This is a genomic window from Streptomyces olivochromogenes (assembly GCF_021538895.1).
GTDB lineage: Bacteria > Actinomycetota > Actinomycetes > Streptomycetales > Streptomycetaceae > Streptomyces > Streptomyces olivochromogenes_A.
On record NZ_JADDRL010000023.1, the window covers coordinates 81,633 to 103,201 of the forward strand.

Consider the following 21,569-nt stretch of genomic DNA (forward strand, 5'->3'; position numbering starts at 1 on the left):
TCTCCGTAACGTCTGGCGGAAAAGCGTCTGACGGACAACCCGGTGCGATGCTGTGCGGCGCAACGGCGGCCACGAAGGCCGCTGTGCGCCGCGCAGTCATTCAGCCGATTCTTGGTGGTCGGAGTAGATCACCAGGGTCTGTTCGGGCTGCTCGGCCAGATGAAACGCGGTGTAGGCGAAGTCGACGATCCCGCGCTCCCGGCACCGTAGCCGTTTCCGTCCGCCGTGCCGGGCCTGCACGTCGTACTGCGGCCACCAGGCCCGTACTTCCGGGCTGCCCGCGTTCAACTCGTCGATCAGCCGGGTGTATCGGGGGTCGCCCGGGTGGCGCCCGGCAAGCGTCCTCAGGCGGGCAAGCAGTCCGCGTGCCTCGCTCTCCCAGTCGACCAGAACGTCCCGGGCGGCAGGTTCGAGGAACGTCCAACGGGCGAAGTTCGCTCGCCCGTCCGCCGCGGTGAGGTGCGGGAACAGATCGTCGGCCGCCTGGTTGTGGCTGAGTACGTCGTAGTTGCCGCCGATGATGTACGCCGGATGCGGCTGGAGCAGGAGCGGGACGGCAGCCACCTCGGCGGCGAGGGGCTCGGGTCCTTCGATGTCGACCGCAGGCGCATGACCGGCGAGCCGGAAGAGATGACCGCGCTCGTGTCGATCCAGCCGCAGCGCCGAGGCGAGGGCGTCGAGCACCTGGTCCGAGGCGCGGATGTCCCGGCCCTGCTCAAGGTACGTGTACCAGGTGGCGCTGATGCCGGCGAGCAGCGCGAGTTCTTCCCGGCGCAGGCCCGGTGTCCGCCGTCGGCCGGATTGCGGCAGCCCGACCTGGTCAGGAGTGATCCGCTCCCTGCGACTGCGCAGGAAAGCGGCCAGCTCACGGCGCTGGTTCGGCTGCGTCGGCATGGTGGATGGCACCCCTGGTTCCAGAATAAATAGCTTCTGGATACCAGGCTAAAGCCCTTACAGACTGGATCCCGAGGGGGGAGGTACGGCTCCCACCGATGACCCGTGGGTCATCGGTCACCGGTATTTCAGAAGGAAGAGGCGGACATCGTGTCGGGAATCGACGGCAAGGTTGTGGCGATCACGGGAGCCAGCAGCGGCATCGGCGAGGCGACCGCGCTGCTGCTCGCCGAGCGAGGCGCGCGGCTCGTCCTGGGCGCGCGCCGGTCCGAGCGGCTCGCGGAGCTGGTAGCGCGGATCGAGAAGTCGGGTGGCGCGGCCGTGCAGATCCGCACGGACGTGACGCGACGGGACGACCTGCACGCCCTGGTCGCGCTGGCCGGCGAGCGCTTCGGCCGGCTCGACGTGCTGGTCAGCAACGCGGGGGTCGGCACCATCTCGCCGCTGGACGATCTGCGGGTCGACGAGTGGGACCAGATGGTCGACGTCAACGTGAAGGGTGTGCTGCACGGAATCGGCGCAGCGTTGCCGGTCTTCCGGGCCCAGGGCGCGGGCCACTTCATCGCCGTCGCCTCCACGGCCGCGTTTCGCATCGTGCCGACCATGGCGGTCTACGCCGGTACGAAGTTCGCGGTCCGCGCCATCTGCGAAGGCTTGCGCCAGGAGGCCGGTGATTCTCTGCGGGTGACCACTGTCTCGCCTGGCGTAGTAGGGACCGACTTCGCTGAGGCATCGACGAATCCGCAGGTCCGAGCACAGATCACGGAGATGCGGGACCGGATCGCGATCCCGCCTGAGGCGATCGCCCAGGCCATCGCGTTCGCCATCGAGCAGCCTGCGACCATCGACGTGAACGAGATCGTGGTCCGCCCCACGGCCCAGAGCTGACCCCGCCCGGGTTCGAGGCGCATTTCGGTCCTGGGCCTTGAATCAACGGCGCGACATCGGCAGGGAGTTCGAGCTGTTCTACGGTGCTGGGGAACCGGAGCGGTGGCTCGTCGTGGTGAGGCGTCGCAGCGCGGCGTGGGCGGGTGGGCCCCAGGTGGGCTTGCCGCCCGGACGGCCGTGTATGCCTGCCTCTCCGATGAGAATGCAGACGAGGACTTGCAGCACGGCCCAGCCACGGGCGCGGCGCCGGGTCGCTGCGTCCGGGGCCGGCTGCCGCAGAAGGTGCCGCCCGCGGTGAGGACGTTGGCCGGATGCAGGTCGCCGTGGAGCCACAGCGCCGGGCCCGCCCACGCGGGCGCGGCAACGGCGTCTTGCCAGACCGCGCGGACGGCGTCCGGATCGGGGAGCAGTCCCAGCTCGGTGGCCGCGGCAAGCTTCTCGGCGAACTGCTCGGCACTGTCGGCCAGTGGCCATAGTTCTCCCGAAACGGCAGCACAGCCGACGCAGGGTCCGGCCGATTCGGCCGGACCCTGCGCGTGGACGGTTGAGCTACCCCAGCGGAAGGATCACCGCGCGTCGGACTTGCGGTGGCCTCCTCGGCGGCCGGAGCCGCGGCCGCCGGTGTCGGCAGCGCCGCCGCTCGTTCCGCCCGCCGCTGCCCGTCGGCCGGAGCCGCGGAGGTCGTTGCCGGAGGCAGCGCCCTTCGCCGCGGCGCCCCCGACCCGGCGGTCGGAACCGCGGCCGCCTGCGCCCGCGGCACCCCCGCGGACCGCGGACGTCCCGCCGGAGGCCCCGGCCCCGGCCGCGGCACGGCGGTCCACGCCCCGGTCCCTCGTTCCGTTGGCAGCACCCGTCGCCGTCTTGGCCCCGCCGCCGTTCCGGCGGCGGCGGGATCGGCCGCCGGGCTCGGCGCCGGTCCTGCGCTCCGGGCGGGACGCCGTCGGTGTCGCCGGCTGGGGGACCTCGATGGTGACGGCCACACCGGACGGCTCGCGGGCGCCGGTGATGGTGGCCAGTTCCGCGTCGCTCGACGTGATGCGGGCCGTCCGGGGGCGGATGCCCGCGTCCGACATGAGCCGGGTGACGTCCCGCTTCTGGTCGGGCAGGACCAGCGTGACCACGCTTCCGGAACCGCCGGCCCGGGCCGTGCGGCCGCCCCGGTGGAGGTAGTCCTTGTGGTCGGTGGGGGGATCGACGTTCACGACGAGGTCGAGGTCGTCGACGTGTATGCCCCGGGCCGCGACGTTCGTCGCCACCAGGGCGGTGACCTGGCCGTTCTTGAACTGTTCCAGGGTGCGGTTGCGCTGGGGCTGGGACCGGCCACCGTGCAGGGCCGCCGCGCGGACACCGACGGCCAGCAGCCGCTTGGCGAGCCGGTCGGCGGACCTCTTGGTGTCGAGGAAGAGGATGACCCGACCGTCACGGGCCGCGATACGCGTGGTGACGGCCTTCTTGTCGGTCTCGTCCTGGATGTGGAGCACGTGGTGCTCCATGGTGGTCACCGCTCCCGCGGACGGGTCCACGGAGTGCACCACGGGGTCGGTCAGGAACCGCTGCACCAGGCGGTCGATGTTGCGGTCCAGGGTGGCCGAGAACAGCATGCGCTGTCCGTCCGGCCGCACCTGCTGGATCAGCTTGGTGATCTGCGGCAGGAAGCCCATGTCGGTCATCTGGTCGGCTTCGTCCAGCACCGTGATGTGCACATGGTCGAGCACGCAGTCCCCGCGTTCCACGAGGTCGTTCAGCCTGCCGGGTGTCGCCACGAGTACCTCGGCACCACGCCGGAGCGCACCGGCCTGCTTGGTGATGGACAGCCCGCCGACCACGGTGGCCAGCCGGAGGTTCACCGCCGTCGCGTAGGGGGTCAGCGCGTCCGCCACCTGCTGGGCGAGTTCACGGGTGGGCACCAGCACGAGAACGAGGGGCGCCTTGGGCTGTGCGCGCAGTCCGGCCGTGCGGGCGAGGAGGGCCAGCCCGAAGGCGAGGGTCTTGCCGGAGCCGGTGCGTCCCCGTCCGAGCAGGTCACGGCCGGCGAGCGAGTTCGGCAGGGTGGCGGCCTGGATGGGGAAGGGGGAGGTCACACCTTGCGCCGTGAGGGTCTTCAGCAGCGCGGCGGGCATGTCCAGACCGGCGAAGTCCTCGACGGCGGGAAGTGCGGGCGTCGTGCTTTCCGGCAGCCGGAACTCACTCGGTGACGACGCGGACGGTGGGCGGGACGAGGCGCGCCGGTTCGGCTTCTGGGGCCTGCGGGACATGCGGTGATCTGCCTTCCTGGAAACAGCACAAACCGGGGTCCGCACCATGACGGTGCGGACCCCGGTGAGCGGATACGCGTCCCGTGATCAGGCGGGGACGATGTTCTCCGCCTGCGGGCCCTTCTGGCCCTGCGTGACGTCGAAGGAGACCCGCTGGCCCTCCTGGAGCTCACGGAAGCCCTGGGTCGCGATGTTCGAGTAGTGGGCGAAGACGTCCGGACCGCCGCCGTCCTGCGCGATGAAGCCGAAACCCTTTTCAGAGTTGAACCACTTCACGATTCCCTGTGCCATGACTTTCTCCTTCAATAGGCAGAGGCCCCATCCGGAGATGCCGGAAAACAAATAATGCGCCTGAAGGATAAACATTCCCGTCAGGCGCACATGGGTTCATGGGTACCACAACTGCAACTCGGGAACCTTAACACAGGTCCGGCGGCCCGTGCGGAGGGTCACCCCGTCCCTGAACGGCTCGGGCCTGTCGATCGCGGCTGGGTGGCGGACAGCGAGGGGACCGGGGGATTCGGTGGTTCGGTGAGGCGTTGGGAGCCTCCGGGGCCCGTGCAGCCGTGTCGGCCGGAGGTGAGGACGGCGCAGGCCCTGACGGCGGACGGGGTCGGGGCGGCGAGCATGGCGCTGTAGGTGTCGGTGTCGTAGTGCACCTTGTTCTGGTGGGCGCTGTTGCCCGGGCCCACGACGCGGGCGATGTCGCCGGGGCGCCCCCAGCTGATACGGGCCCACGCGGCCCTGCAGGCCTCGCTGTAGCGCAGTTCCACATAGACCTGCTGCACCTTGGTCATGGCCGAGGTCCACGCGTCACCCCCGCAACCGGCCTCCTTCGGGTCCTTGCCGGCGCACCTGTCCGCGAAGCAGTTCACGTCGAGTTGCCTGCCCGCGGTGTCGGTGGCGGATACGGCGGCTCGTGCGGTGCGTGCCGACGAGTCCCCGTTCATCAGCACGGCAAAGGTGCCCAGGACTACGACGGTCAGGACGAGAGCCCCCGCCCAGAGCAGCCGTACGTTCCGGAGAGGACGCCGTCGCCCCGCGTCTCCTGTGGTGGCAACCGGTGTTCGGGGCGCGACGGTGTCGCCGGAGGAGGCGGTCGCCTCGGTTCCGGAGGCGGACGGCGTCGGGGCGGTGGCCGCGGTCAGGTCGGCGGCTGCTTCCGACGGCGCGGCCTGCGCCGCTCGTCCGCTGCCTGCCTGCTGATCGTGGGTGGCAGCCTTGGCCAGTTCCCACAGCGCGGCGAGCCGGGCGGGCTCCGCGTCCAACAGCTTCCCCAGAACGGTGACCGCCTGCCGTGGCGGCAGCGTCTTGCCGTTGAGGTACCGCTCCCAGGAGGACTTGCTGTACGGGGTCCGCTCGGCGAGTGCCGCCAGGCTCAGTCCGCTGCGGATCTTCAACGTCCGTAAATCGGTGAGCAGAAGACGGACGTCCGATGGAAGGTCGTCCGGCAACGCCTTCCACTCGGTCACTGAGGCCCCCGGCACCACCAGTTGTCTCCCGTATCTCCTCACCGTATCGACGTGGCATAGGCCACCAGCACCGTCAATTCCGCCGAATTCATTGGCCGTTGGCTGCGGACGCGGCTAAGACGGGTGGATGCGTGGGAGGACCGCGGCGAGCGCCGCGCTGTGCGTACTGGTCGTGGGAGCCCTGTGCGCCGGGGCCGCTCGGACGGAGGGCGAGCGGGGGCCGGGCGGTCGGGTAGTCCTGTCCGACCTGCACGCGGCGGACTTGCTGGAGTCCGGCCGAACCGCGCCCAGTGATGTCGTCGGGCTGCGGCAGGCGATCCTGTGGGCCGACGGCTACCTGGCGAGACACCGGGTCTCCTGCGCGTACGACGGTCCGACGGCCGTCACGACGCGCGCATGGCAGAGCAACCACCACCTGTCGGCAGACGGGATCGTGGGCCCGGCCCTGGGGGCGAGGAGGCCGCCCATGCTGTTGCCGAGCAGGGCACCCGACGGCTGTCGACCTCGGGCAGAATCATGGCGAGGTCCAGCACCGGACCCACCACGTTCTCCCACTCGGGGCGGAAGACCAGACCTTCGCGGTGCAGGGACCTGGCTGACCGGGACCGTCGAAGGCGAGCACGGTGTAGCCGCGCTCGACGCCGGCCATCGCGCCGAAGAAGGCCCTCTCCTCAGCGGCGCCGTCGAAGCCGTTGTGCATGACCACGGTCGGGCGCGGCTCCCCCGAGGTGTCGGCCCGGTAGAGGCAGCCGGGCAGCGTGGTGTCCTCGGACGGGATCTGGACCGGCTCCATCCGGGGGCTGAAGAGGACTGCCGCCGCCGGGAAGCAGTCCACGGAGCGCGCGAAGGCAAGCTCGTGCCGTGGGTCACAGGGATGGCCGTGCAGGAAGAACTCGGCCGACCGATAGTAGTTCTAGGCCCGCAGGAAGCCGTCCCGGGCGCTCACCGCGTGCCCCGTGTCCAGGGCCCGTGCGGCCTCGCCGGCCACCCGGTCGGCCATGCTCAGCCACTCGTCGTGCCAACTGCCGTAGTCACCCGCGATGATGCCGCGGATGACGGCGACCACCTCACCGAAGTCGGAGCCGCCGTAGGCGATATGGCCGAACGAGCGCAGGGTCTCGTACCAGAACTGAGGGTCACCGGGAAACAGCAGTCGCTCCATGAAGCTTCTCCTTGGCGTCGGTGTTGCCGAGTGAGCGTGCAGGGCTCATGGAGCACAGGCTCTTCGCGGCTGGTGTCCACTTTCCAGGCCGTACCGGGGCGGCAGCTGTCCATTGCTGTCCACTTGCGCTGCGCACCCCATCTATACACATCACGTATACACATCATGTATACGTGATGTGTAGAGTCCCCCTGAGGAGAGCAAATGAGTGAGTCACCGTCGAATCAGAACGCGCGCAACCTTGCCGCCCCAGAGGGGGCCGGGAACGATGACCCGAAGCACGTCCCTCAGCAGTCGCCCGAAGTGCAGCAGAACGACCTACCGCACTACCGGGTCGAGCTGGAGAGCATCGATGAGGGGATCGTGCGGGTGGACTACGTTCACGCGGGTTCGATGGAGGAGGCCTTGGTGAAGGCCCGCGAATCGGACGAGTGGCCGAGTAGCGGGCCTGGCAGCGACCCCAGCAGGTTTCACGTGGTGGAGGTGAGCGAGGAGAGTGCCTCCAGCGAGGCTCGACACCAGAGGAACGCGCGCCGGCGGTACATCAACACCATCGTGGAAGCCGGCCTGACGGCACTGGGCAAGACCGCTCCCGATCGCTCGGACGAAGAGTTCTTCGACGTCTTGTGCGACTTCTTCAGCCGGGCCATCGTTTGGCCCGAACACATCGGCTTCCCCTCGGACGATACGGAGGCCGACCGCCTGCTGAAGCCCAACGACGTGTCCAGCGTTCTGGCTCAGCTCCTCACAACTCACCTCACGCATCACGGCTTGAAGGTGACACAAAGCCTTCCGGAGTAGACACCGCACGAGTCATGACGAGGTGGACTCCTCGACGTACGGACGGCTCGTGCCGGAACGGTCGAGGTGGCGCAGGGCCAGTAGACCGCCCACACCCGGAACGAGCGCCACGGCTTTCGCGGTGGCCGGGGCCTGCCTGAGCCGCCAGGCCGCGCCGACGACGAACAGGTAGGCGCACCCGTGACTGGGGCCCATCACGGCGGAGACGGGTCGGAGGTGTGCCGTAGCGAGGTTGGCCAACATGACGACCAGGGTGACGAGTTCGACATGCGCCGCGATGCGCAGCGACCGCAAGTGCCCCACGCTCACACCTCGTTGACGGACTCGGGGCGGACGCGACGCCGCTCGCCGGTGAGCTTGGAGGAGGGCAGGCGTCCGGCCTTGGACGTGCCGGTGAGGGTGTCGCCGTCGAGCCTCACGTCGAAGGCCAGGTTCAGCCGCAAGGGCTTGGTGATGGCCTGCTTCCAGGTCAGCCGGTCGCCGTCGAGGACAACCTCGGTCAGCGGAACGTCCTCGCCCGTCCCATGGGCGGTCCCGGTCAGGACGCCGTCCCGGGAGCGGAGTTCGATCACGGCCTTCATCCGGCCGATCGGGGTGGACATGGTCAGATCCCAGGTGCCTTCAGCGGACTGCATGGTGCGTTGCTTCCTCACGGTGTGGTGCACGACAAGACGGTGCGGGGCGGGGTCAGAAGGAGACGACCCAGATCGAATCGGAATCAGAATCAGAATCAGAAGGAGACTGGTGCCGGCCCCTGGGCGCGCCAGACGACACCGCGCCGCTCGTGGGCGAACAGCTCCTCGACGGCGTGAGCGACGCGGGGACCCACCTCGCGCTCCAGAAGGTAGAGGCCAAGGTCGAGTCCGGACGTGACGCTGCTGCCGGTGACGAGGTCGCCGTCGTCCACGACGCGGGCGTTCACCACGTGGACGCCGGTGGCGTCCAGCAGATCCAGCCCCAGGTGGTGGGAGGTGGCATGGCGACCCTCCAGCAGTCCGGCCATGGCCAGGACCAGCGAGCCGCCGCACACCGTGGCGACCGTGACGTCCGGATGCGCCATCGCCGTCTTCAGCAGGGCGGGCAGCTCGGTGGTCAGGGTGCGGCCGAGCAGTACGGGGATGAGCTCGTCCTGCTCCGCCTCGCCGGCCCCCTCGCCCTCCTCGGGAACCTCGCCCGGTTCGCCGATGCGGCCCGAGGCGCCGGGCACCAGGACGTAGCCCGGCCGTTCGGCGTCCAGGGCCGCCGTGGCACGCAGCGCCAGTCCTCCCGTACCACTGACCACCTCACGGGGGCCTTCGGCCGAGACCAGTTCCACGCTCACCGCGCCGTCGGATGCCATGCCGCCCGCGTACAGCACCTCGTAGGGGGCGATGACGTCGAGCGGGTCGAAGCCGTCGAACAGAACGATCTGAACGTGCATGGCACTTCCTCGGGGATTACGGAGAACGGGGTCTACGTCGAAACCGGCCCGGTATCGGGCCGCGAACGTTCTCGACGCTATGCGGCCTCCGACGCACCTCCCAGTGGCAAAAGTGTCACTGTGCAACGGAATAGTGCCAGGGCTCCGTCCGCGCGGAGCGAAGGCTGATCCGCAGCCCGTCGGAGGGGTACCTTCTCGCCCTTCACACCATGCGGATCACTCGCCCGGCTGTCAGTGGGGTGCGATGGAATGGCCGCGTGACCGTATTTGACGTGGCCAGGGCGCTCCCGGGTATCGAGGCGCTGCGCAGCCATTGCCAAGGGCTCGCCATGCTGGACGCCGTACTCAGCCCGGAGTGGGATGCGCGGTTCTACTCCTACGACGCCCACTGGGCTGAGGGCAAGCAGATGGCGTCGATGCGGGACGGCATCGGCGGTGAGTACGCGATCGCCTTCTCAGCCGCCGGGGCCTACGTCCGCGGTTTCGACCACGAGTCGCTCATGAGTCCCTGGGCACGTATGGACGTACCCGCGGTATGGCCGGGCGTGGTCGACGACGTGCCGGAGGTCTTCCGCCCGTACGTCCAGGAGCCCGCCTTCTGCGACGAGCGCGGTGTCCCCGCCATCACCTGCTGCCTTTGGCGCGGAACGCCCGACACCCTCTGGCAGACCGGCGCCATTGTCTTCCCCGAGGAGGGGGACGGCGCCCCGGACGGTGCTGACGTCCTTTTCGAGCTCCTCGTCGACCGCTCGCCGGAGGCCTACGCGAAGTGGGCGTCCGAGTACTACGAAGTTCCCGTCGACGTCGAGGCCGTCCGTCACGTCCTGGCCGGGCACCCGCTGACCGCGGAGATCGTCGCCGTGCTCAACCCAGACATCGAGCTTTTCGGCCTGGCCGAGGACATTGCGGAGATCGGATACCCGACTTGAGGGCGTCGGCGCGCCAACTCGCGGCAACAGACGTCCCGTTGGGATACCCGCTCGCGATCAGCGGCCCCTCGTCTGGAAGTTCGATGCAGGCCAGGGCTGTTACGGGTCCGCCCTCCGGGCGGGCGACGACCGGATCGGCGTCGCTGTCGAGCCGGCGTGCCCGCAGGGTGCCGTCCTCGTCGCTGGTGACGGCGAGCGTTCCGGACACGGTCCAGGGGCCGACGCCGTCGTCACTCGCCGAGTACTGCTCGGTGCCGGGCTCCATGGGGTCCGGGGACGTCGAGAGCACCGTCCAGCGGCCACTGATGTCGTCCGTGTCGAGGAAGCAGCGCGATCGGCTTCGGGGCGTCCTGCACCGCACGAGGCGTCTCGATCCGCTCGGACCAGTCGAGACCCATGCGGGCGCCCAGCGTCTCCAGCGCCTCCGCGCTGCGGCCGTAGACGGTCAACTCGGCGTCACCCGCGCCGGTGTCGTGGAAGACCAGCGCGTCGAGTGCGCCGAACACGGTGATGTGCTGACCCAGTTCACGCCACGGCTGGTAACCCAGCGTGGGCAGTTCGTCCTTGACCCACGCCACGATTCGTTCGGTGTCGTCGTCTCCATACACCGTCCAGCCGTAGTACGAGGGCAGTCGCTGTACGGCGAGTTGCAGGAAGAACTCGGAGAGGGAGCCCGCCTGGAGCACCCACTCCCCGTCGGAGACGGTGACCAGCACCCGTGGATCCGGCTGTCCTGCCTCGGCCGCCGGACACCCCCACTCGTTGCAGTACTCGTACTCGACCTTGAACACGCACATCCGGCGGTCGGCGCCGGCCGGCACCTGACCCGTGCATCGGGCAGCCCGCCCGCGACGCCGTACCCGCTGGGGTCGGGCCGCAGCGTCGGCGGGTACTTTGGGTGCGTCCAGTACAGGCGCGGACTGTGCGTGAAGGAGTTGAACGGCAGCTCCCACCACGTTCCAAAGGTCCGCAGCCGCGCATGGACAGCCGTCAGCCCACAGCTGCTGCGCCGCGCAGGCACCCGAGAGCGACCGTCAAACCACCCAGCACCCCGGCGACCGCAGATCCGCTGGGTGAGGGCAGCTTCGAAAGGTGAAGGACGCCGTGACACAGCCCGCACCCACGCCAGTGTTCCCAGCCGCTGGAGCTGGACGACCTCACCGTCCGTGAACAGGTCGCACCGCATGATCACAACCGCGGGCGCCGCCTGGCGACGAGGGCGGCGATGTCGTCGTCGAGTGCGCCGCCGCTGTAGGCGATCAGGTCGCGGTGGAGATGGTCGAGGAGTTGGTGGGGCGCATCGACGCTCCATGAGCGGATGCGATCGGTGAGGGGGTAGAAGGCGCCGCAGCGGTCGCGGGTCTCAGTGACCCCGTCGGTGTACAGCAGGAGCTGGTCTCCGGGGTGGAAGGGGGCGAGGTCGACGTGGTAGCCGTCGCTCACCAGGTTGCCCAGGTTGAGCGGCGGCGAGGGGGCAGCGGGATCCAGCTCACGGACCTCGCCGCGGTGCAGCAGCAGCGGGGGCGGGTGGCCGCAGGTGACGGTCCGGACGACCGGTTCGTCGTCCGGGATCTCGGCGAGGAGAGCGGTGATGAAGCGTTCCGTGGGCTCCGAGCCCGGAACCTCCGGGTACTGGGCGGAGTAGCGGCTCATGCTCGTCTCCAGGCGGCTCGCGAGGCGGGGCAGGTCGGGCGCGTCGTGAGCGGCCTCACGGAAGGCGCTGAGCAGCGTCGCGGCCGCCTGGATCGCGAGCAGGCCCTTCCCGCGTACGTCCCCGATGAGCAGCCGTACGCCGTACGGGGTGCGTATCGCCTCGTACAGGTCGCCCCCGATCCGGGCTTCCGCCGCGGCGGCCAGGTAGAGGCTCTCCAGCGTGACGTGCCCGAGGTGTCGCGGTATCGGATGCAGCACCGCCAGCTGGGCTGTCTCGGCCACTGAGCGGACCTGAAGCAGCTGATGAGCGCGTCGGCTCAGCAGGCGGTTGAAGGAGACGGAGAATGCCGCGATCGCCACGAGGGTGGCCAGCTCGGAGTAGGCGGTCGCGTCCCGCAGCGCATCGAAGTCCACCATCAGGCCGAGAAAGATGCCGCACGCGCCCACTCCGGTGAACACCGTCCCCCACAGGGGCAGCAGTGCGGCGGCGGAAACCATGGCCGTGGCGAGGAAGGCATCCGGCCTGACATCGCGGGGTGTGAAGAGGCCGACGAGCAGGCCGACGAGCAGCAGCAGAGCGGGCACGACGGGCAGCAGCCTGCCCCGCGCACGAGCTCTGCGCGGGACTCCGCGATCCTCAGGAGACCTCGCCACCGTGCCGCTCCCCAAGGTCACACAGGCCGAGCAGCAGCCTAGGTCCGGAAGCCAGGCCACCGATTTGGGCAATTTTATCGCCGTCCGCCCGAAGCCTACGAAGATGCGGCTCCAGTCGGGCCCGCTCCGCGTTCGCCAGATCACCGGCCGGACGGTTCCCGGTCCAGCTGATCGCGGCATTGATGGGATCCGCCGGCATTTCCGCCTTCGAACGTCGACATTTCTGCCTTCAAGCGAGGACCGTCGACAGCCGAGGAGGCACCGAGCTAGCCCCCTCACACCATGTACACACTGTGATTACGCGGCGTAAACAAGGCATCGTGAGCCCCACCCCAGGCCATCCGTCCCGACGCCTACGAGCCCTTGCCGCTGGCCTCCAGGAAATCGGCCTGCCCCGCCAGATCCGCCGCGATGTCGTCCCAGTCCGGTCCGTGCAGCCACAGATTCTCGGCAGCCTCCCGCATCAGCGCCGGCTCGTCCGGCCGCTGCAACAACACCAGCCACCTGGAGCCTACGACGCCCGTCCAGGAGACCCCGCCCGCAGACAGAAGATCTTGAGATCCCCATTGCTGATCTGTTGTCAGCCGCCGCCTGACCTGCGGCGTAACAATCGTTACCACCGGGGGGAACACCCATCATGAAACGCGCCCTCGATGCCTCGGCGCCCTGACCGCCCTCACCGCCGGTCTCGTCATCAGCGGTCTGTCGACTCAGGCCGCTTCGGGGTGCGGCACCACGACCAAGTACTACGACACGCACGGGTACTACACCGACGTCCCGACCGTCGGACTGCGTGGCACGAACTTCTGCACGCTGCGCCGTGGCGCCTCCAACAACGTCGTCTACGCGCTCCAGGTCACCCTGGACTACTGCTACGGCAAGGACACGGGCGGCTTCGACGGTGTCTACGGCCCCAACACCCATGACGCGATGGAGTGGCAGTGGCGCGCCATGAACGGCTCGCAGCTGTGCGACAAGCTCTCGGTGTGCGGCCCGCCGCGCGACGCCTGACCGTCATCCGGCACTCCGCACGATGGCCCGCCACCGCGGGTGGCGGGCCATCGCTTTGTCCAGATGGGAGGGAGGTCGGCGGCGTACGAGAGTGGCCCGTACGGGGGCAACCTGGAAGGTCAGTGGTGGGTCGGGAGCGCGCAGCGGAAGCCAGCGGCGGTGGCGGTGGCGGTGGCGGTTGTGGCGCCTTGGCCGTCGTCGAGGCCGTCGTAGCGGGAGACCTGCGGGTAGCTGCACAGGTTGCGGGTGATCTGCTCGCCGGAGGCGTTGCGCAAGGTGGCGGGGAGGGTCCGAGGGACCTTGCCGTGTTCGACCCAGTTCCGCAGGGCGCCCAGGTCGTCGACCGTGGCGCCGCTGCCGTTGTTGAGGCCGCAGTGCGGTGTGCCCGGGGCGAGGAAGAGTCGGTAGAAGTCGTCGACTTTCTTGGCGCCGCCCATCGTCCGCTCGACCTGCTTGCGGTACTCCACGGTGCCCTGGGTGGGGATGTACTCGTCCGCCTGGCCGTGCCAGGTCAGGAGCTTGCCGCCGGAGTCGCGGAAGGCGGTCAGGTCGGGGTCGTCGGTGCCGATGACGCGGTCGTACTCGGCCTCGGACTGCTTGAACAGCTGCGTGAACTGGCTGTAGGTGATGGACGAAACGTCGAAGGACGGCTGTTTCTTGAGCCATGTGGCGATCCAGGCGGCGGGTACGGGGAACGGCGCGCCCTTGACGTTGCCGTCGGCGTCGGGCGGGGTGGTGCCCGCCAGGCCAGACAGGGCGGCTCCGACCGGGACGCCGGACCACAGCTTCTTGCCCGACGGGGTGCGCGGGCCGTCCCAGATCTTGTGTACGACCACCGCGTCGGCCGCCGTGATGGTCAACTCCCGGCCCGCGCACAGTACTTTGGTGCCGATCAGGCTGCGCGGGTCGAAACCGCACCGTTCGGGGGCGTCGACCAGGCCGTCCTCGGCGCCGTCCAGCGGGTCGCAGGTCTTGACGGCGGCGTTCGTGAAGGCGTCCAGCTCGCACGGGGTCGGGTAGGTCTTCTCCTGGTTCATGACGACCTGCGGCCAGAGGGTGGCGACCTCGAACTCGTCCCAGTTGACGGCGGGCGCGTTGGCCAGGATGCCGTCGTAGTCGTCGGGGTGGCGCTGGGCCTCCGCGTAGCCCTGACGTCCGCCGGTGGAACAGCCGTTGAAGTACGCGTAGGAGGCGGGCCTGCCGTAGAAGCTGCCGATGACCTCCTTGGCGATCACCGCCGCCTCGTGCTCGGAGCGGCTGGCGAAGTTCTTCAGCAGCGCCGCGTTGACCTGGCCGTCGCTGTTCAGGGCCCAGCTGGTGTCGACGTAGGTGCTGACGCCGGCGTCGGTGGTCGCGGCGGCGTAGCCGTTCTTGACCGCGTTGGCCAGGCCCTTGCCGTAGTCACCGGCGGCATAGGCGCTGCCGCCGATCGTCTGCAGGCGGCCGTTCCAGCCCCGCAGGGGCAGCCATACCCGCACCTTGGCGTGATCGCCGGCTCCCGGGTGGGTGAGCGTGATCGTCACGTCGCAGAACGCCGGTACGTCGTCGACGTGGTCCGCGGGCAGCGGCCAGACCTCAGGTACGTCCACGGTGCCGGCCTCGTGCCGGACGGCCGTCGTCTTCTCCACCTTGGTGCCGGCCGGGGCTTGGACGGACTGCGGGGAGCAGGTGACAGGGGTGGATACCGAGGCGGGGCCGCGTGACGGCTGCGCGGACGCGGTCGGCAGGTAGACCGCCGCCGTGATCAGCGGCACGCCGGTCGCGAGGGCAGCAAGAAGTCGTCGTTTCATGGTGTTTCCCCGATCAAGAGGCAATTCAAGAGGCAAACAAGAAGTGGGGGCAGGGCGGTTAGGTAGGGGGGCTTACGGCAGCCAGTGCTTGTGGTGCCGTTCGGCCCAGGTCCGGCTGACGTGTCCGGTGCGCATGGCGAGCAGCGCTTCCGGGTCGGCCAGGGCCTTGCGCAGGTGTGCGATGAGGGCGATGGCGATCGCCCAGGCCACGAGGTCGTGGACGAAGATCGCGCTGGTGCGGGAGATGAAGGGCAGCAGGCCCACGCACCACATGAGCAGGCCGGTGAAGAGCATGACCAGGACGGCGCCGGCGAGGGAGCCCGCGTAGAGCTTCTGGCCCGCGTTGAACTTGCCGGCCGGACGGGCCTCGGGGGCGGTGCGGCGCCGGAGGGCGGCGCTGAGCCACTGTCGGTCGTACGGCGCGAAGCGGTTCAGCCTGCGCAGGTCCGCGCGGAACGCGGCGGAGAACAGGCCCAGCAGGGAGGGCAGCGGCAGGGCGATGCCCGACCATACGTGGATCGTGGCCAACAGGTGGCGTCGTCCGATGAGTTGGCTGAGCGGGGCGAAGTAGAGGCAGGCCGCGGTGGTCACGCACAGCAGCATCAGAAGAACGGTGGTCTGGTGGACCGTGCGCTCGACGATGCTGAAGCGGCGTACGCGGTCGCGGAGTTCAGGCCGCCCTGTCGTGCCGGTCGGCGTCGTCGAGCCAGCCGTCGACGGCATAGCCGCGCTCCTCCCAGTAGCCGGGGACGACCTTGTCGGTGACCGAGATGCCGGACAGCCACTTGGCCGATTTGTAGAAGTACATGGGCGCCACGTAGAGGCGGACCGGGCCGCCGTGTTCGTGGGTGAGGGGCTTGTCCTGCATGGTCAGGGCCACCAGGACGTCGGAGCGGCGTGCCTGTTCCAGGGTGAGGCTCTCGCTGTAGGCGCCGTCGAAGCAGGTGAAGCGGACCGCCGCGCCGCTAGGGCGCACGCCGGCGGCGTCGAGGAGGTCCGCGAGACGCACCCCGGTGAAGGGGGTCTGCTTCACCCGCCAGCCGTCGGTGCACAGCACGTCGTGGACGATCCGGGTCTGCGGCAGGGCGCGCAGTGCGTCCAGGGTGTAGGTCCGCGGTGTGCGCACCAGGCCGTCGAGCCGTAGCCGGTAGGTCGTGGCGTCCTTGCGCGGCACCGAGCCGACGACGCTGTAGTAGCGGAAGCCTCCCGGGTTGGGCAGCAGGCCGGTCAGGCCCGTGGGGTCGGCCTGGGAAGCGGCGCCGAGGAATCTCTCCCAGCCGTGCTGGAGGTAGGGCGCCGCGGCGAGTCCGGCGGCGCCCGCGCCGAGGACGCCGAGCAGCGCCCGCCGTCCCACCGGGGCTCCCTCGGACGCCCGCTTCGGTGTTCCTCCTGACATGGTGACTGCGCTCCTTCGCGACACACGTGTGAACTCTGCCGGGCCGCCCTTCGGAGTCGACGTCACCGGTTTAACTGGTGACGATGCTGGCATGGGCGTCTTCGGGCTGTCAACACACGCATCCGGCCGCGGCGGACGGCCGGGGAGCAGCGGGACGCAAGTGGGCGCGAGAAGGAGGCTGTTACGCTGCCGGCGACGTAGACCGTGCACCGAGACGTAGACCGCGTATCGAGGAGTCGCAGACGTGGCGGGTGACGACGACATCTCCGGGTGAGACCCGGATCTGACGGCCACCGGACGCACTGAGGGAGCGCCGCAGAGGTGGCCCGTTCGTCGTACCCCTTTTCCCCATGTCTGCCCGGGGCCAGCGGTAGCACGGGCCTGGTCGCCCCCAACGGTTCCGGCAAGAGCACCCTGCTCAAGCTGATCGCCGGCGAGCTGCGGCCCGCCACCGGCTCGGCGTCCGTCAGCGGCACGCTCGGCCAGCTGCCGCAGAGCCTGCCCCTGACCGGTGACCTGGTCGGCGCGGGGCAGCTGGAGAGCGCGCTCAACTCCTGTCGGGGCGCTTGGTGGTCAGCCACGACGAGCGGTTCCTCGCCGAGATCGGGGTGAACCGCTGGCTGCGGCTGGCAGATGGGAGCATTGAGGAGACGGGAGCGCCCGAGGTGTGAGCCGCCGGCATGTGCAACGGCCCGCGCGCGGGCTGCGGGTGGAGTGAGGCTTGCGCCCAGCCCGAGCCTTGCGCCACACCACAGTCACCTGTCAAGATGGTGATGTGAATCTTGACCATGTCTTCGTGTGCGGGCACCCGGCGCTCGACTTCGCGGCCACGCTGCGCGCCCGACGCTCGATTCGGTTCGAGATGTTCGTGACGCCGGACCGGCTCAACGCCTGGTACCTGGAGTCCGGGCTCGTGGACACGATCACGCCCGGCGAGCCGGACGACGTCCGGGCGGCGATCGCGCTGCGCGAGGCCGTCTACCGGCTCGTCACCGACCGCCGCCTCGGCGAGGACTTCGACCGGCAGGCCCTGGCGGTCCTGAACGCCGCCGCGCGCCAGGTCCCGGTGACGCCACAGCTCACCCTGGCGGGCCGGCACACCGACGCAACCCCGCAGCAGGCCCTGGCCACCGTCGCCCGGCAGGCCGTCGAACTGCTCAGCGGCCCGGACGTCCCGCTGCTCAAGGAGTGCGGCAACCCCGAGTGCACGCGCGTCTACATCGACCGCTCCCGGGGCATGCGGCGACAGTGGTGCGGCATGGAGTCCTGCGGCAACAAGATCAAGGCGGCGGCCTACCGCGCTCGCAAGAAGACGACGCCCACCGCGGCCGGGAGCTGAGCCGGCGGGGACACGTGTGCCCCGGTCAGTGGGCACACGTGTCGCCGCCGGGCAGACATGTCCACAGGTGGTCTTCGGCGTGGACAGCTTGCACGGCATCGCCGACGACGGTGAGTGAACGCCACAACGGGACGCACCCCGGCCGAGGCGGCGTCCGGCTCGACGAAGGCCGGCGCGCCGTGGCAGGCACACCGGCCTCTGCTCGGCGACCGCCTGGGCGGCCACGACGAGCCGCGCCCGGCCAAGGAGCAGCGGTCCGTGATGTACACCCCGGTCAGAGCCGACCGGGACGGGTGGAGTGACGCAGGGTGAGTGCCGGTTACAGCCCGAGGTCGAGGGCGAGGCACGAGAAGTACTGCCACGAGCCCTCGGGGTTGTACGTGGTGGCGGTCCCGCCCGCCTCGCTCTCCACCTCTTGGGTCATATCCTCGAAGCGGATCCGCTCGGGGAGCTTGCCAAAGCGTGCGTGCCGTGCCGCTGCCGCGGCGACGTCCGCCGCGAGTTCCTTGTTCATGACCCGTACTCCACTTCGTCGGTGTTCTTATGCCGAGCGGATCGCGTCCGTCCTACTGTCGCACTTGACATCCCCGAGGATGCACCCGCATGCGTCACCAGTCAAGGCGGTGATGAGCGTGAGGGTGTGCACACATGCGTCGCCGGACGGGCCGACGTCCGTCGAACAGTGACGGCCCTTGTACTTGGCGTAGGCGCCGAGCCCCACCGCGTCGCGCTCGCGACTGATGCCGTCCTTCGATCTTGAGGGCTCACCAGTCAGAGGCGGTCGGCGTCGACGACGGCCTGCGCGAAGGCGGTCGGCGCCTCCTGGGGCAGGTTGTGGCCGGTGCGCGCGAGGGTGCGGTGCTCGTAGCGGCCCGTGAAGTGGTCGCGGTAGGCGGAACCGTCGCCGGCCGGGGTGAAGGGGTCGAGGGCCGGGTCGAGGGTGATCGCGGGGACGCCGATGGGCGGCTGCGCGGCAAGTTGTGCCTCGTAGCGGCTGTAGCGGCGGTCGGTCTCGATCAAGCCGATGCGCCAGCGGTAGTTGTACAGGACGATGGCCGCGTAGTCGGGGTTCATGAAGGCCTGGGCAGTGCGCTGGAAGGTGGCGTCGCCGAAGTCCCAGGTGGGTGAGACGAGGGTCCACACATAGCGGCACAGGGCGATGCGTTCGTCGACGTTCTCCATCGCCTTCTTGCCGCGCTCGGTGGCGAAGTACCACTGGTACCACCAGTTGTGCTCGACGGCCGCGGCGGCTGGCTCCTGCTGCGCCTTGCGGTTGGTGATGAGGTAACCGCCGGTCGAGACAAGGGCCTTGACGCGTTCGGGCCACAAGGCGGCGATGATGTCGGCGGTGCGCGAGCCCCAGTCGAACCCGGCGAGCACCGCCTTCTCGATCTTCAGGGCATCCATCAGGCCGACGATGTCGAGCGCGACGGCGGACTGCTCGGCGGTACGCGGGGTACGGCGGGACAGGAAACGGGTGCTGCCGTGGCCGCGGAGATAGGGAACGATCACGCGGTAGCCCTGGTCGGCGAGGAGTGGGGCGACGTCGACGTAGCTGTGGATGTCGTAGGGCCAGCCGTGCAGGAGCAGGACGGCCGGGCCGTGGGCGGGTCCGGCCTCCGCGTAGCCGATGTCGAGGACGCCGGCCCTGACGCGCTTGAGCGCGGGGAAAGCGGTGTGGGTGCCGGGGGTGACGGCGGGCAGAGTGATGGTGGCGGGGGTGGGTGTACCGCCCGGGGCGTGCGCGGTCGCCGCTGCGTCGGCACCGTTCACGCCGTACTCGCCGCCCGCACCGCGGGCGGCTGACGCGGTGGACTGCAGGCCGGTCAGTGAGACCGCGGCCGCGCCGGTGCCCAGACCGACGGCCCGGGTGAACGTACGCCTGTTGATCATGAGAAGCCCCTCCGTCGTGCGCATTCCGGTGACCGGTCCGTGACCGGGAGAACTGCCGCCCGCGCTCTTGGGTGCGAGATCGCCGCGGCATGTGTCGCAACGACACTCACACAGAGCGCGTCACCTGTCAAACAGGTGACGAGAGTGAATCGCCTTGAGCGTCACCGCCACGGAGGCCGCACCCCTCACGCCCCACCGGCCCACCGGCCCACCGGCCCACCGGCCCACCGCAACGCATCACCGCCTTGACTGGTGACGACACGGCGTGACACATTCGGCACCGGTCAGGGGGGTGACGATCGTCTCGCCCCCTCACCGATATGCCTGGAAGAAATGCCTGAAAGGGGCTTGTCGTGGTGAACATCAAGGGTGGACGCAAGCGGCGGATGACGGGTGTGGCCGCGACGGTCACAGCGGGGCTCGCGCTCGGCGCCTTCGCCCTCAGTGGCACCGCCGACGGCGCGACCCGGACCGTCGGCCACCTGGCCAGGCCGACCGTCATCCTGGAGCACGGCGCCTTCGCCGACGGCTCCAGCTGGAACGGCGTCATCGCCCAACTGCGCGCCGACGGCTACCCGGTGGTGGCCGCCGCCAACCCGCTGCGCGGCCCCGCCTCCGACGCCGCCGCGCTGCGCACCGTTCTCGACCACGTCAAGGGACCCAAGATCCTCGTCGGCCACTCCTACGGCGGCAACGTCATCAGTCAGGCCGCCACCGGCGACCCCCAGGTCAAGGCCCTTGTCTACGTGGCCGCGTTCCTCCCGGCTCCCGGGGAGAGCGCGCTGGAGCTGACCGGCAAGTACCCCGGCTCCACCCTCCCCGACGCGCTCGACCCCGTCACCTACCGGCAGCCTGACGGCACCACCGCCACCGACCTGTACATCCGACAGGACGAGTTCCGCCACCAGTTCGCCGCCGACGTCCCCGCCGGTCAGGCCGCACTCATGGCCGCCGCTCAACGCCCCATCGCTCAGGCGGCATTGGAAGAGCAGGCGACCAGCGCCGCCTGGAAGACCACGCCGTCCTGGGACATCGTCACCACGCGCGATCTCAACATCCCCGCCGCCGTCCAGCGCTTCATGGCCAAGCGCGCCCACGCCCGCACCACCGAGGTGGCGGCCTCGCACTCCGTCGCCGTCTCCCACCCCCGCCTCGTCGCGGACGTCATCGAGCGGGCCGCCCGCGCCACCGCCGGCTGACCGGGCGGCTGGACAAGACGGCCCCACTCCCCCCACACCCGCACACCCGCACACCGGCGGGTCCTCACGGCCCGCCCGGCCCGCTCGGCGCTTCCCCCTCGCGGTCGTCGCCGTCCTGCCACACCCCCATCCGCGATACGCCCCTGAGCTCGCCATGCCCGTCAAGGGCACGGCGAGCTCACGCGCGTTGACGCAGGGGCACTGCTTCGCACTGGGTCGCACGTGCGGCTTGCTTGATCGCGCCCGCACAGGTCCGCCGCGTCACTACCTTGACGGGTGACGCGACCACTTGCCATGATGGCGTCACTGCCTCAACCAGTGACGCACTAAGGGCGTCCCGGATCCGAGGCCAATCGAAACCTCCGACCCAGATGGGGAGCACGAGCCATGGCAGTCACCTACACCGCCCGAGTCGACGTCGACGGAGAGGGCCGTAACGGCGGACACGTCCACTCTTCCGACGGCCTCCTGGAGACCCAGCTCGCCATCCCCAAGGAATTCGGCGGAGCGGGCGACGCGACCAACCCCGAGCAGTTGTTGGCCGCCGGCTGGGCCGCCTGCTTCCTCGGTGCCTTGCGTCGCGCCGCCGCCATCCGCAAGATCCGGCTCACCAGCACCACCATCACCGCCGAGATCACGCTGACCCACGGCGACGACGGCGAGTTCTCCCTCTCCGCACTCCTCAGCCCGGTCCTCGGCGGCGTGGACCAGGCCACCGCGGAGGAACTCACGCAGGCCGCCCACCAGATCTGCCCCTACTCCAAGGCCACACGGGACAACATCCCCGTCACCCTCAACCCCATCGCCACCGCG

The 21,569-nt window shown here is 69.8% G+C and carries 24 protein-coding genes and 2 pseudogenes; 8 read left to right on the top strand and 18 right to left on the bottom strand.

What is annotated here, in order from left to right:
- Window positions 1-96: 96 nt before the first annotated feature.
- Window positions 97-894: a helix-turn-helix transcriptional regulator gene (locus IPZ69_RS14490; protein ID WP_235454527.1), complete on the bottom strand. Its 798-nt coding sequence runs from the start codon at window positions 892-894 to the stop codon at window positions 97-99.
- A gap of 150 nt (window positions 895-1,044) precedes the next feature.
- Between IPZ69_RS14490 and IPZ69_RS14495 the strand changes: the two genes are divergently transcribed.
- Window positions 1,045-1,782: an SDR family oxidoreductase gene (locus IPZ69_RS14495; protein WP_235454528.1), complete on the top strand. Its 738-nt coding sequence runs from the start codon at window positions 1,045-1,047 to the stop codon at window positions 1,780-1,782.
- Window positions 1,783-1,860: 78 nt separating this feature from the next.
- Here IPZ69_RS14495 and IPZ69_RS14500 read toward each other — a convergent pair.
- From IPZ69_RS14500 to IPZ69_RS14525, 6 genes and pseudogenes are all read right to left on the bottom strand, one after another.
- Window positions 1,861-2,252, bottom strand: a pseudogene (locus IPZ69_RS14500) (phosphotransferase); the annotation flags it as partial.
- A 96-nt stretch (window positions 2,253-2,348) separates the two neighbouring features.
- A complete protein-coding gene (locus tag IPZ69_RS14505) occupies window positions 2,349-4,037 on the bottom strand; it encodes a DEAD/DEAH box helicase (protein ID WP_235454529.1) in 1,689 nt (562 codons plus the stop codon).
- Window positions 4,038-4,124: 87 nt separating this feature from the next.
- On the bottom strand, window positions 4,125-4,328 hold the full coding sequence (locus IPZ69_RS14510; RefSeq protein ID WP_235454530.1) for a cold-shock protein: 204 nt from the start codon (window positions 4,326-4,328) through the stop codon (window positions 4,125-4,127).
- Between the two features lie 158 nt (window positions 4,329-4,486).
- Window positions 4,487-5,509: a helix-turn-helix domain-containing protein gene (locus IPZ69_RS14515; protein ID WP_235454531.1), complete on the bottom strand. Its 1,023-nt coding sequence runs from the start codon at window positions 5,507-5,509 to the stop codon at window positions 4,487-4,489.
- A 514-nt stretch (window positions 5,510-6,023) separates the two neighbouring features.
- Window positions 6,024-6,344: a hypothetical protein gene (locus IPZ69_RS14520; protein ID WP_235454532.1), complete on the bottom strand. Its 321-nt coding sequence runs from the start codon at window positions 6,342-6,344 to the stop codon at window positions 6,024-6,026.
- Window positions 6,345-6,422: 78 nt separating this feature from the next.
- Window positions 6,423-6,671, bottom strand: a complete 249-nt coding sequence (locus IPZ69_RS14525) for a hypothetical protein (RefSeq protein ID WP_235454533.1) — start codon at window positions 6,669-6,671, stop codon at window positions 6,423-6,425.
- A 204-nt stretch (window positions 6,672-6,875) separates the two neighbouring features.
- On the opposite strand from IPZ69_RS14525, the gene IPZ69_RS14530 reads away from it, so the two are divergent.
- Entirely contained in the window at window positions 6,876-7,472 is a 597-nt protein-coding gene (locus IPZ69_RS14530) for a hypothetical protein (protein WP_235454534.1), read from the top strand.
- A 12-nt stretch (window positions 7,473-7,484) separates the two neighbouring features.
- Here IPZ69_RS14530 and IPZ69_RS14535 read toward each other — a convergent pair whose 3' ends face one another.
- The 3 genes from IPZ69_RS14535 to IPZ69_RS14545 form a co-directional block, all read right to left on the bottom strand.
- Complete coding sequence (locus IPZ69_RS14535) at window positions 7,485-7,775, bottom strand: DUF3817 domain-containing protein (protein ID WP_308407461.1); 291 nt, start codon at window positions 7,773-7,775, stop codon at window positions 7,485-7,487.
- A 2-nt stretch (window positions 7,776-7,777) separates the two neighbouring features.
- Entirely contained in the window at window positions 7,778-8,107 is a 330-nt protein-coding gene (locus tag IPZ69_RS14540; protein ID WP_235454535.1) for a hypothetical protein, read from the bottom strand.
- A 95-nt stretch (window positions 8,108-8,202) separates the two neighbouring features.
- Entirely contained in the window at window positions 8,203-8,892 is a 690-nt protein-coding gene (locus tag IPZ69_RS14545; RefSeq protein WP_235454536.1) for a DJ-1/PfpI family protein, read from the bottom strand.
- Between the two features lie 257 nt (window positions 8,893-9,149).
- Here IPZ69_RS14545 and IPZ69_RS14550 point away from each other — a divergent pair, with 257 nt between their 5' ends.
- Entirely contained in the window at window positions 9,150-9,821 is a 672-nt protein-coding gene (locus tag IPZ69_RS14550) for a hypothetical protein (protein WP_235454537.1), read from the top strand.
- 230 nt (window positions 9,822-10,051) lie between these two features.
- Here IPZ69_RS14550 and IPZ69_RS14555 read toward each other — a convergent pair whose 3' ends face one another.
- From IPZ69_RS14555 to IPZ69_RS14580, 6 genes are all read right to left on the bottom strand, one after another.
- Window positions 10,052-10,642: a hypothetical protein gene (locus tag IPZ69_RS14555; protein ID WP_235454538.1), complete on the bottom strand. Its 591-nt coding sequence runs from the start codon at window positions 10,640-10,642 to the stop codon at window positions 10,052-10,054.
- 367 nt (window positions 10,643-11,009) lie between these two features.
- Window positions 11,010-12,059 carry a PP2C family protein-serine/threonine phosphatase gene (locus IPZ69_RS14560; RefSeq protein WP_235454539.1) on the bottom strand — a complete coding sequence of 350 codons (1,050 nt, stop codon included), beginning with the start codon at window positions 12,057-12,059 and terminating at the stop codon, window positions 11,010-11,012.
- A gap of 422 nt (window positions 12,060-12,481) precedes the next feature.
- On the bottom strand, window positions 12,482-12,625 hold the full coding sequence (locus tag IPZ69_RS14565) for a hypothetical protein (RefSeq protein ID WP_235454540.1): 144 nt from the start codon (window positions 12,623-12,625) through the stop codon (window positions 12,482-12,484).
- Between the two features lie 633 nt (window positions 12,626-13,258).
- Window positions 13,259-14,929, bottom strand: coding sequence for a tannase/feruloyl esterase family alpha/beta hydrolase (locus IPZ69_RS14570; protein ID WP_235454541.1), 1,671 nt, complete (start codon window positions 14,927-14,929; stop codon window positions 13,259-13,261).
- A 72-nt stretch (window positions 14,930-15,001) separates the two neighbouring features.
- Window positions 15,002-15,652 carry a cytochrome b/b6 domain-containing protein gene (locus IPZ69_RS14575; protein ID WP_235454542.1) on the bottom strand — a complete coding sequence of 217 codons (651 nt, stop codon included), beginning with the start codon at window positions 15,650-15,652 and terminating at the stop codon, window positions 15,002-15,004.
- Window positions 15,600-16,325, bottom strand: coding sequence for a molybdopterin-dependent oxidoreductase (locus tag IPZ69_RS14580; RefSeq protein WP_235454543.1), 726 nt, complete (start codon window positions 16,323-16,325; stop codon window positions 15,600-15,602). The genes IPZ69_RS14575 and IPZ69_RS14580 overlap by 53 nt, the downstream gene beginning before the upstream one ends.
- A 366-nt stretch (window positions 16,326-16,691) precedes the next feature.
- Between IPZ69_RS14580 and IPZ69_RS14585 the strand changes: the two are divergent.
- From IPZ69_RS14585 to IPZ69_RS14595, 3 genes and pseudogenes are all read left to right on the top strand, one after another.
- A pseudogene (locus IPZ69_RS14585) lies at window positions 16,692-16,853 on the top strand (ATP-binding cassette domain-containing protein); the annotation flags it as partial.
- A 247-nt stretch (window positions 16,854-17,100) separates the two neighbouring features.
- Window positions 17,101-17,664 carry a CGNR zinc finger domain-containing protein gene (locus tag IPZ69_RS14590; protein WP_235454544.1) on the top strand — a complete coding sequence of 188 codons (564 nt, stop codon included), beginning with the start codon at window positions 17,101-17,103 and terminating at the stop codon, window positions 17,662-17,664.
- Between the two features lie 114 nt (window positions 17,665-17,778).
- On the top strand, window positions 17,779-17,976 hold the full coding sequence (locus IPZ69_RS14595) for a hypothetical protein (protein WP_235454545.1): 198 nt from the start codon (window positions 17,779-17,781) through the stop codon (window positions 17,974-17,976).
- Between the two features lie 7 nt (window positions 17,977-17,983).
- On the opposite strand, the gene IPZ69_RS14600 is transcribed toward IPZ69_RS14595, so the two are convergent.
- A complete protein-coding gene (locus IPZ69_RS14600; protein WP_235454546.1) occupies window positions 17,984-18,178 on the bottom strand; it encodes a hypothetical protein in 195 nt (64 codons plus the stop codon).
- A 257-nt stretch (window positions 18,179-18,435) separates the two neighbouring features.
- Window positions 18,436-19,557, bottom strand: a complete 1,122-nt coding sequence (locus IPZ69_RS14605; RefSeq protein ID WP_235454547.1) for an alpha/beta fold hydrolase — start codon at window positions 19,555-19,557, stop codon at window positions 18,436-18,438.
- Window positions 19,558-19,910: 353 nt separating this feature from the next.
- Here IPZ69_RS14605 and IPZ69_RS14610 point away from each other — a divergent pair, with 353 nt between their 5' ends.
- Both IPZ69_RS14610 and IPZ69_RS14615 read left to right on the top strand, forming a co-directional pair.
- Entirely contained in the window at window positions 19,911-20,756 is an 846-nt protein-coding gene (locus IPZ69_RS14610) for an alpha/beta fold hydrolase (RefSeq protein ID WP_235454548.1), read from the top strand.
- A 387-nt stretch (window positions 20,757-21,143) separates the two neighbouring features.
- Window positions 21,144-21,569 (top strand): organic hydroperoxide resistance protein (locus IPZ69_RS14615; RefSeq protein ID WP_235454549.1); only part of this gene is annotated, 426 nt, incomplete at its 3' end.

Excerpts from the sequence above, each read along its gene's own strand:
- IPZ69_RS14490 (WP_235454527.1), bottom strand. The coding sequence starts at position 894 with ATGCCGACGCAGCCGAACCAGCGCCGTGAGCTGGCCGCTTTCCTGCGC.
- IPZ69_RS14505 (WP_235454529.1), bottom strand. The coding sequence starts at position 4,037 with ATGTCCCGCAGGCCCCAGAAGCCGAACCGGCGCGCCTCGTCCCGCCCA.
- IPZ69_RS14510 (WP_235454530.1), bottom strand. The coding sequence starts at position 4,328 with ATGGCACAGGGAATCGTGAAGTGGTTCAACTCTGAAAAGGGTTTCGGC.
- IPZ69_RS14525 (WP_235454533.1), bottom strand. The coding sequence starts at position 6,671 with ATGGAGCGACTGCTGTTTCCCGGTGACCCTCAGTTCTGGTACGAGACC.
- IPZ69_RS14530 (WP_235454534.1), top strand. The coding sequence starts at position 6,876 with ATGAGTGAGTCACCGTCGAATCAGAACGCGCGCAACCTTGCCGCCCCA.
- IPZ69_RS14540 (WP_235454535.1), bottom strand. The coding sequence starts at position 8,107 with ATGCAGTCCGCTGAAGGCACCTGGGATCTGACCATGTCCACCCCGATC.
- IPZ69_RS14545 (WP_235454536.1), bottom strand. The coding sequence starts at position 8,892 with ATGCACGTTCAGATCGTTCTGTTCGACGGCTTCGACCCGCTCGACGTC.
- IPZ69_RS14570 (WP_235454541.1), bottom strand. The coding sequence starts at position 14,929 with ATGAAACGACGACTTCTTGCTGCCCTCGCGACCGGCGTGCCGCTGATC.
- IPZ69_RS14575 (WP_235454542.1), bottom strand. The coding sequence starts at position 15,652 with ATGCCGTCGACGGCTGGCTCGACGACGCCGACCGGCACGACAGGGCGG.
- IPZ69_RS14580 (WP_235454543.1), bottom strand. The coding sequence starts at position 16,325 with ATGTCAGGAGGAACACCGAAGCGGGCGTCCGAGGGAGCCCCGGTGGGA.
- IPZ69_RS14600 (WP_235454546.1), bottom strand. The coding sequence starts at position 18,178 with ATGAACAAGGAACTCGCGGCGGACGTCGCCGCGGCAGCGGCACGGCAC.
- IPZ69_RS14605 (WP_235454547.1), bottom strand. The coding sequence starts at position 19,557 with ATGATCAACAGGCGTACGTTCACCCGGGCCGTCGGTCTGGGCACCGGC.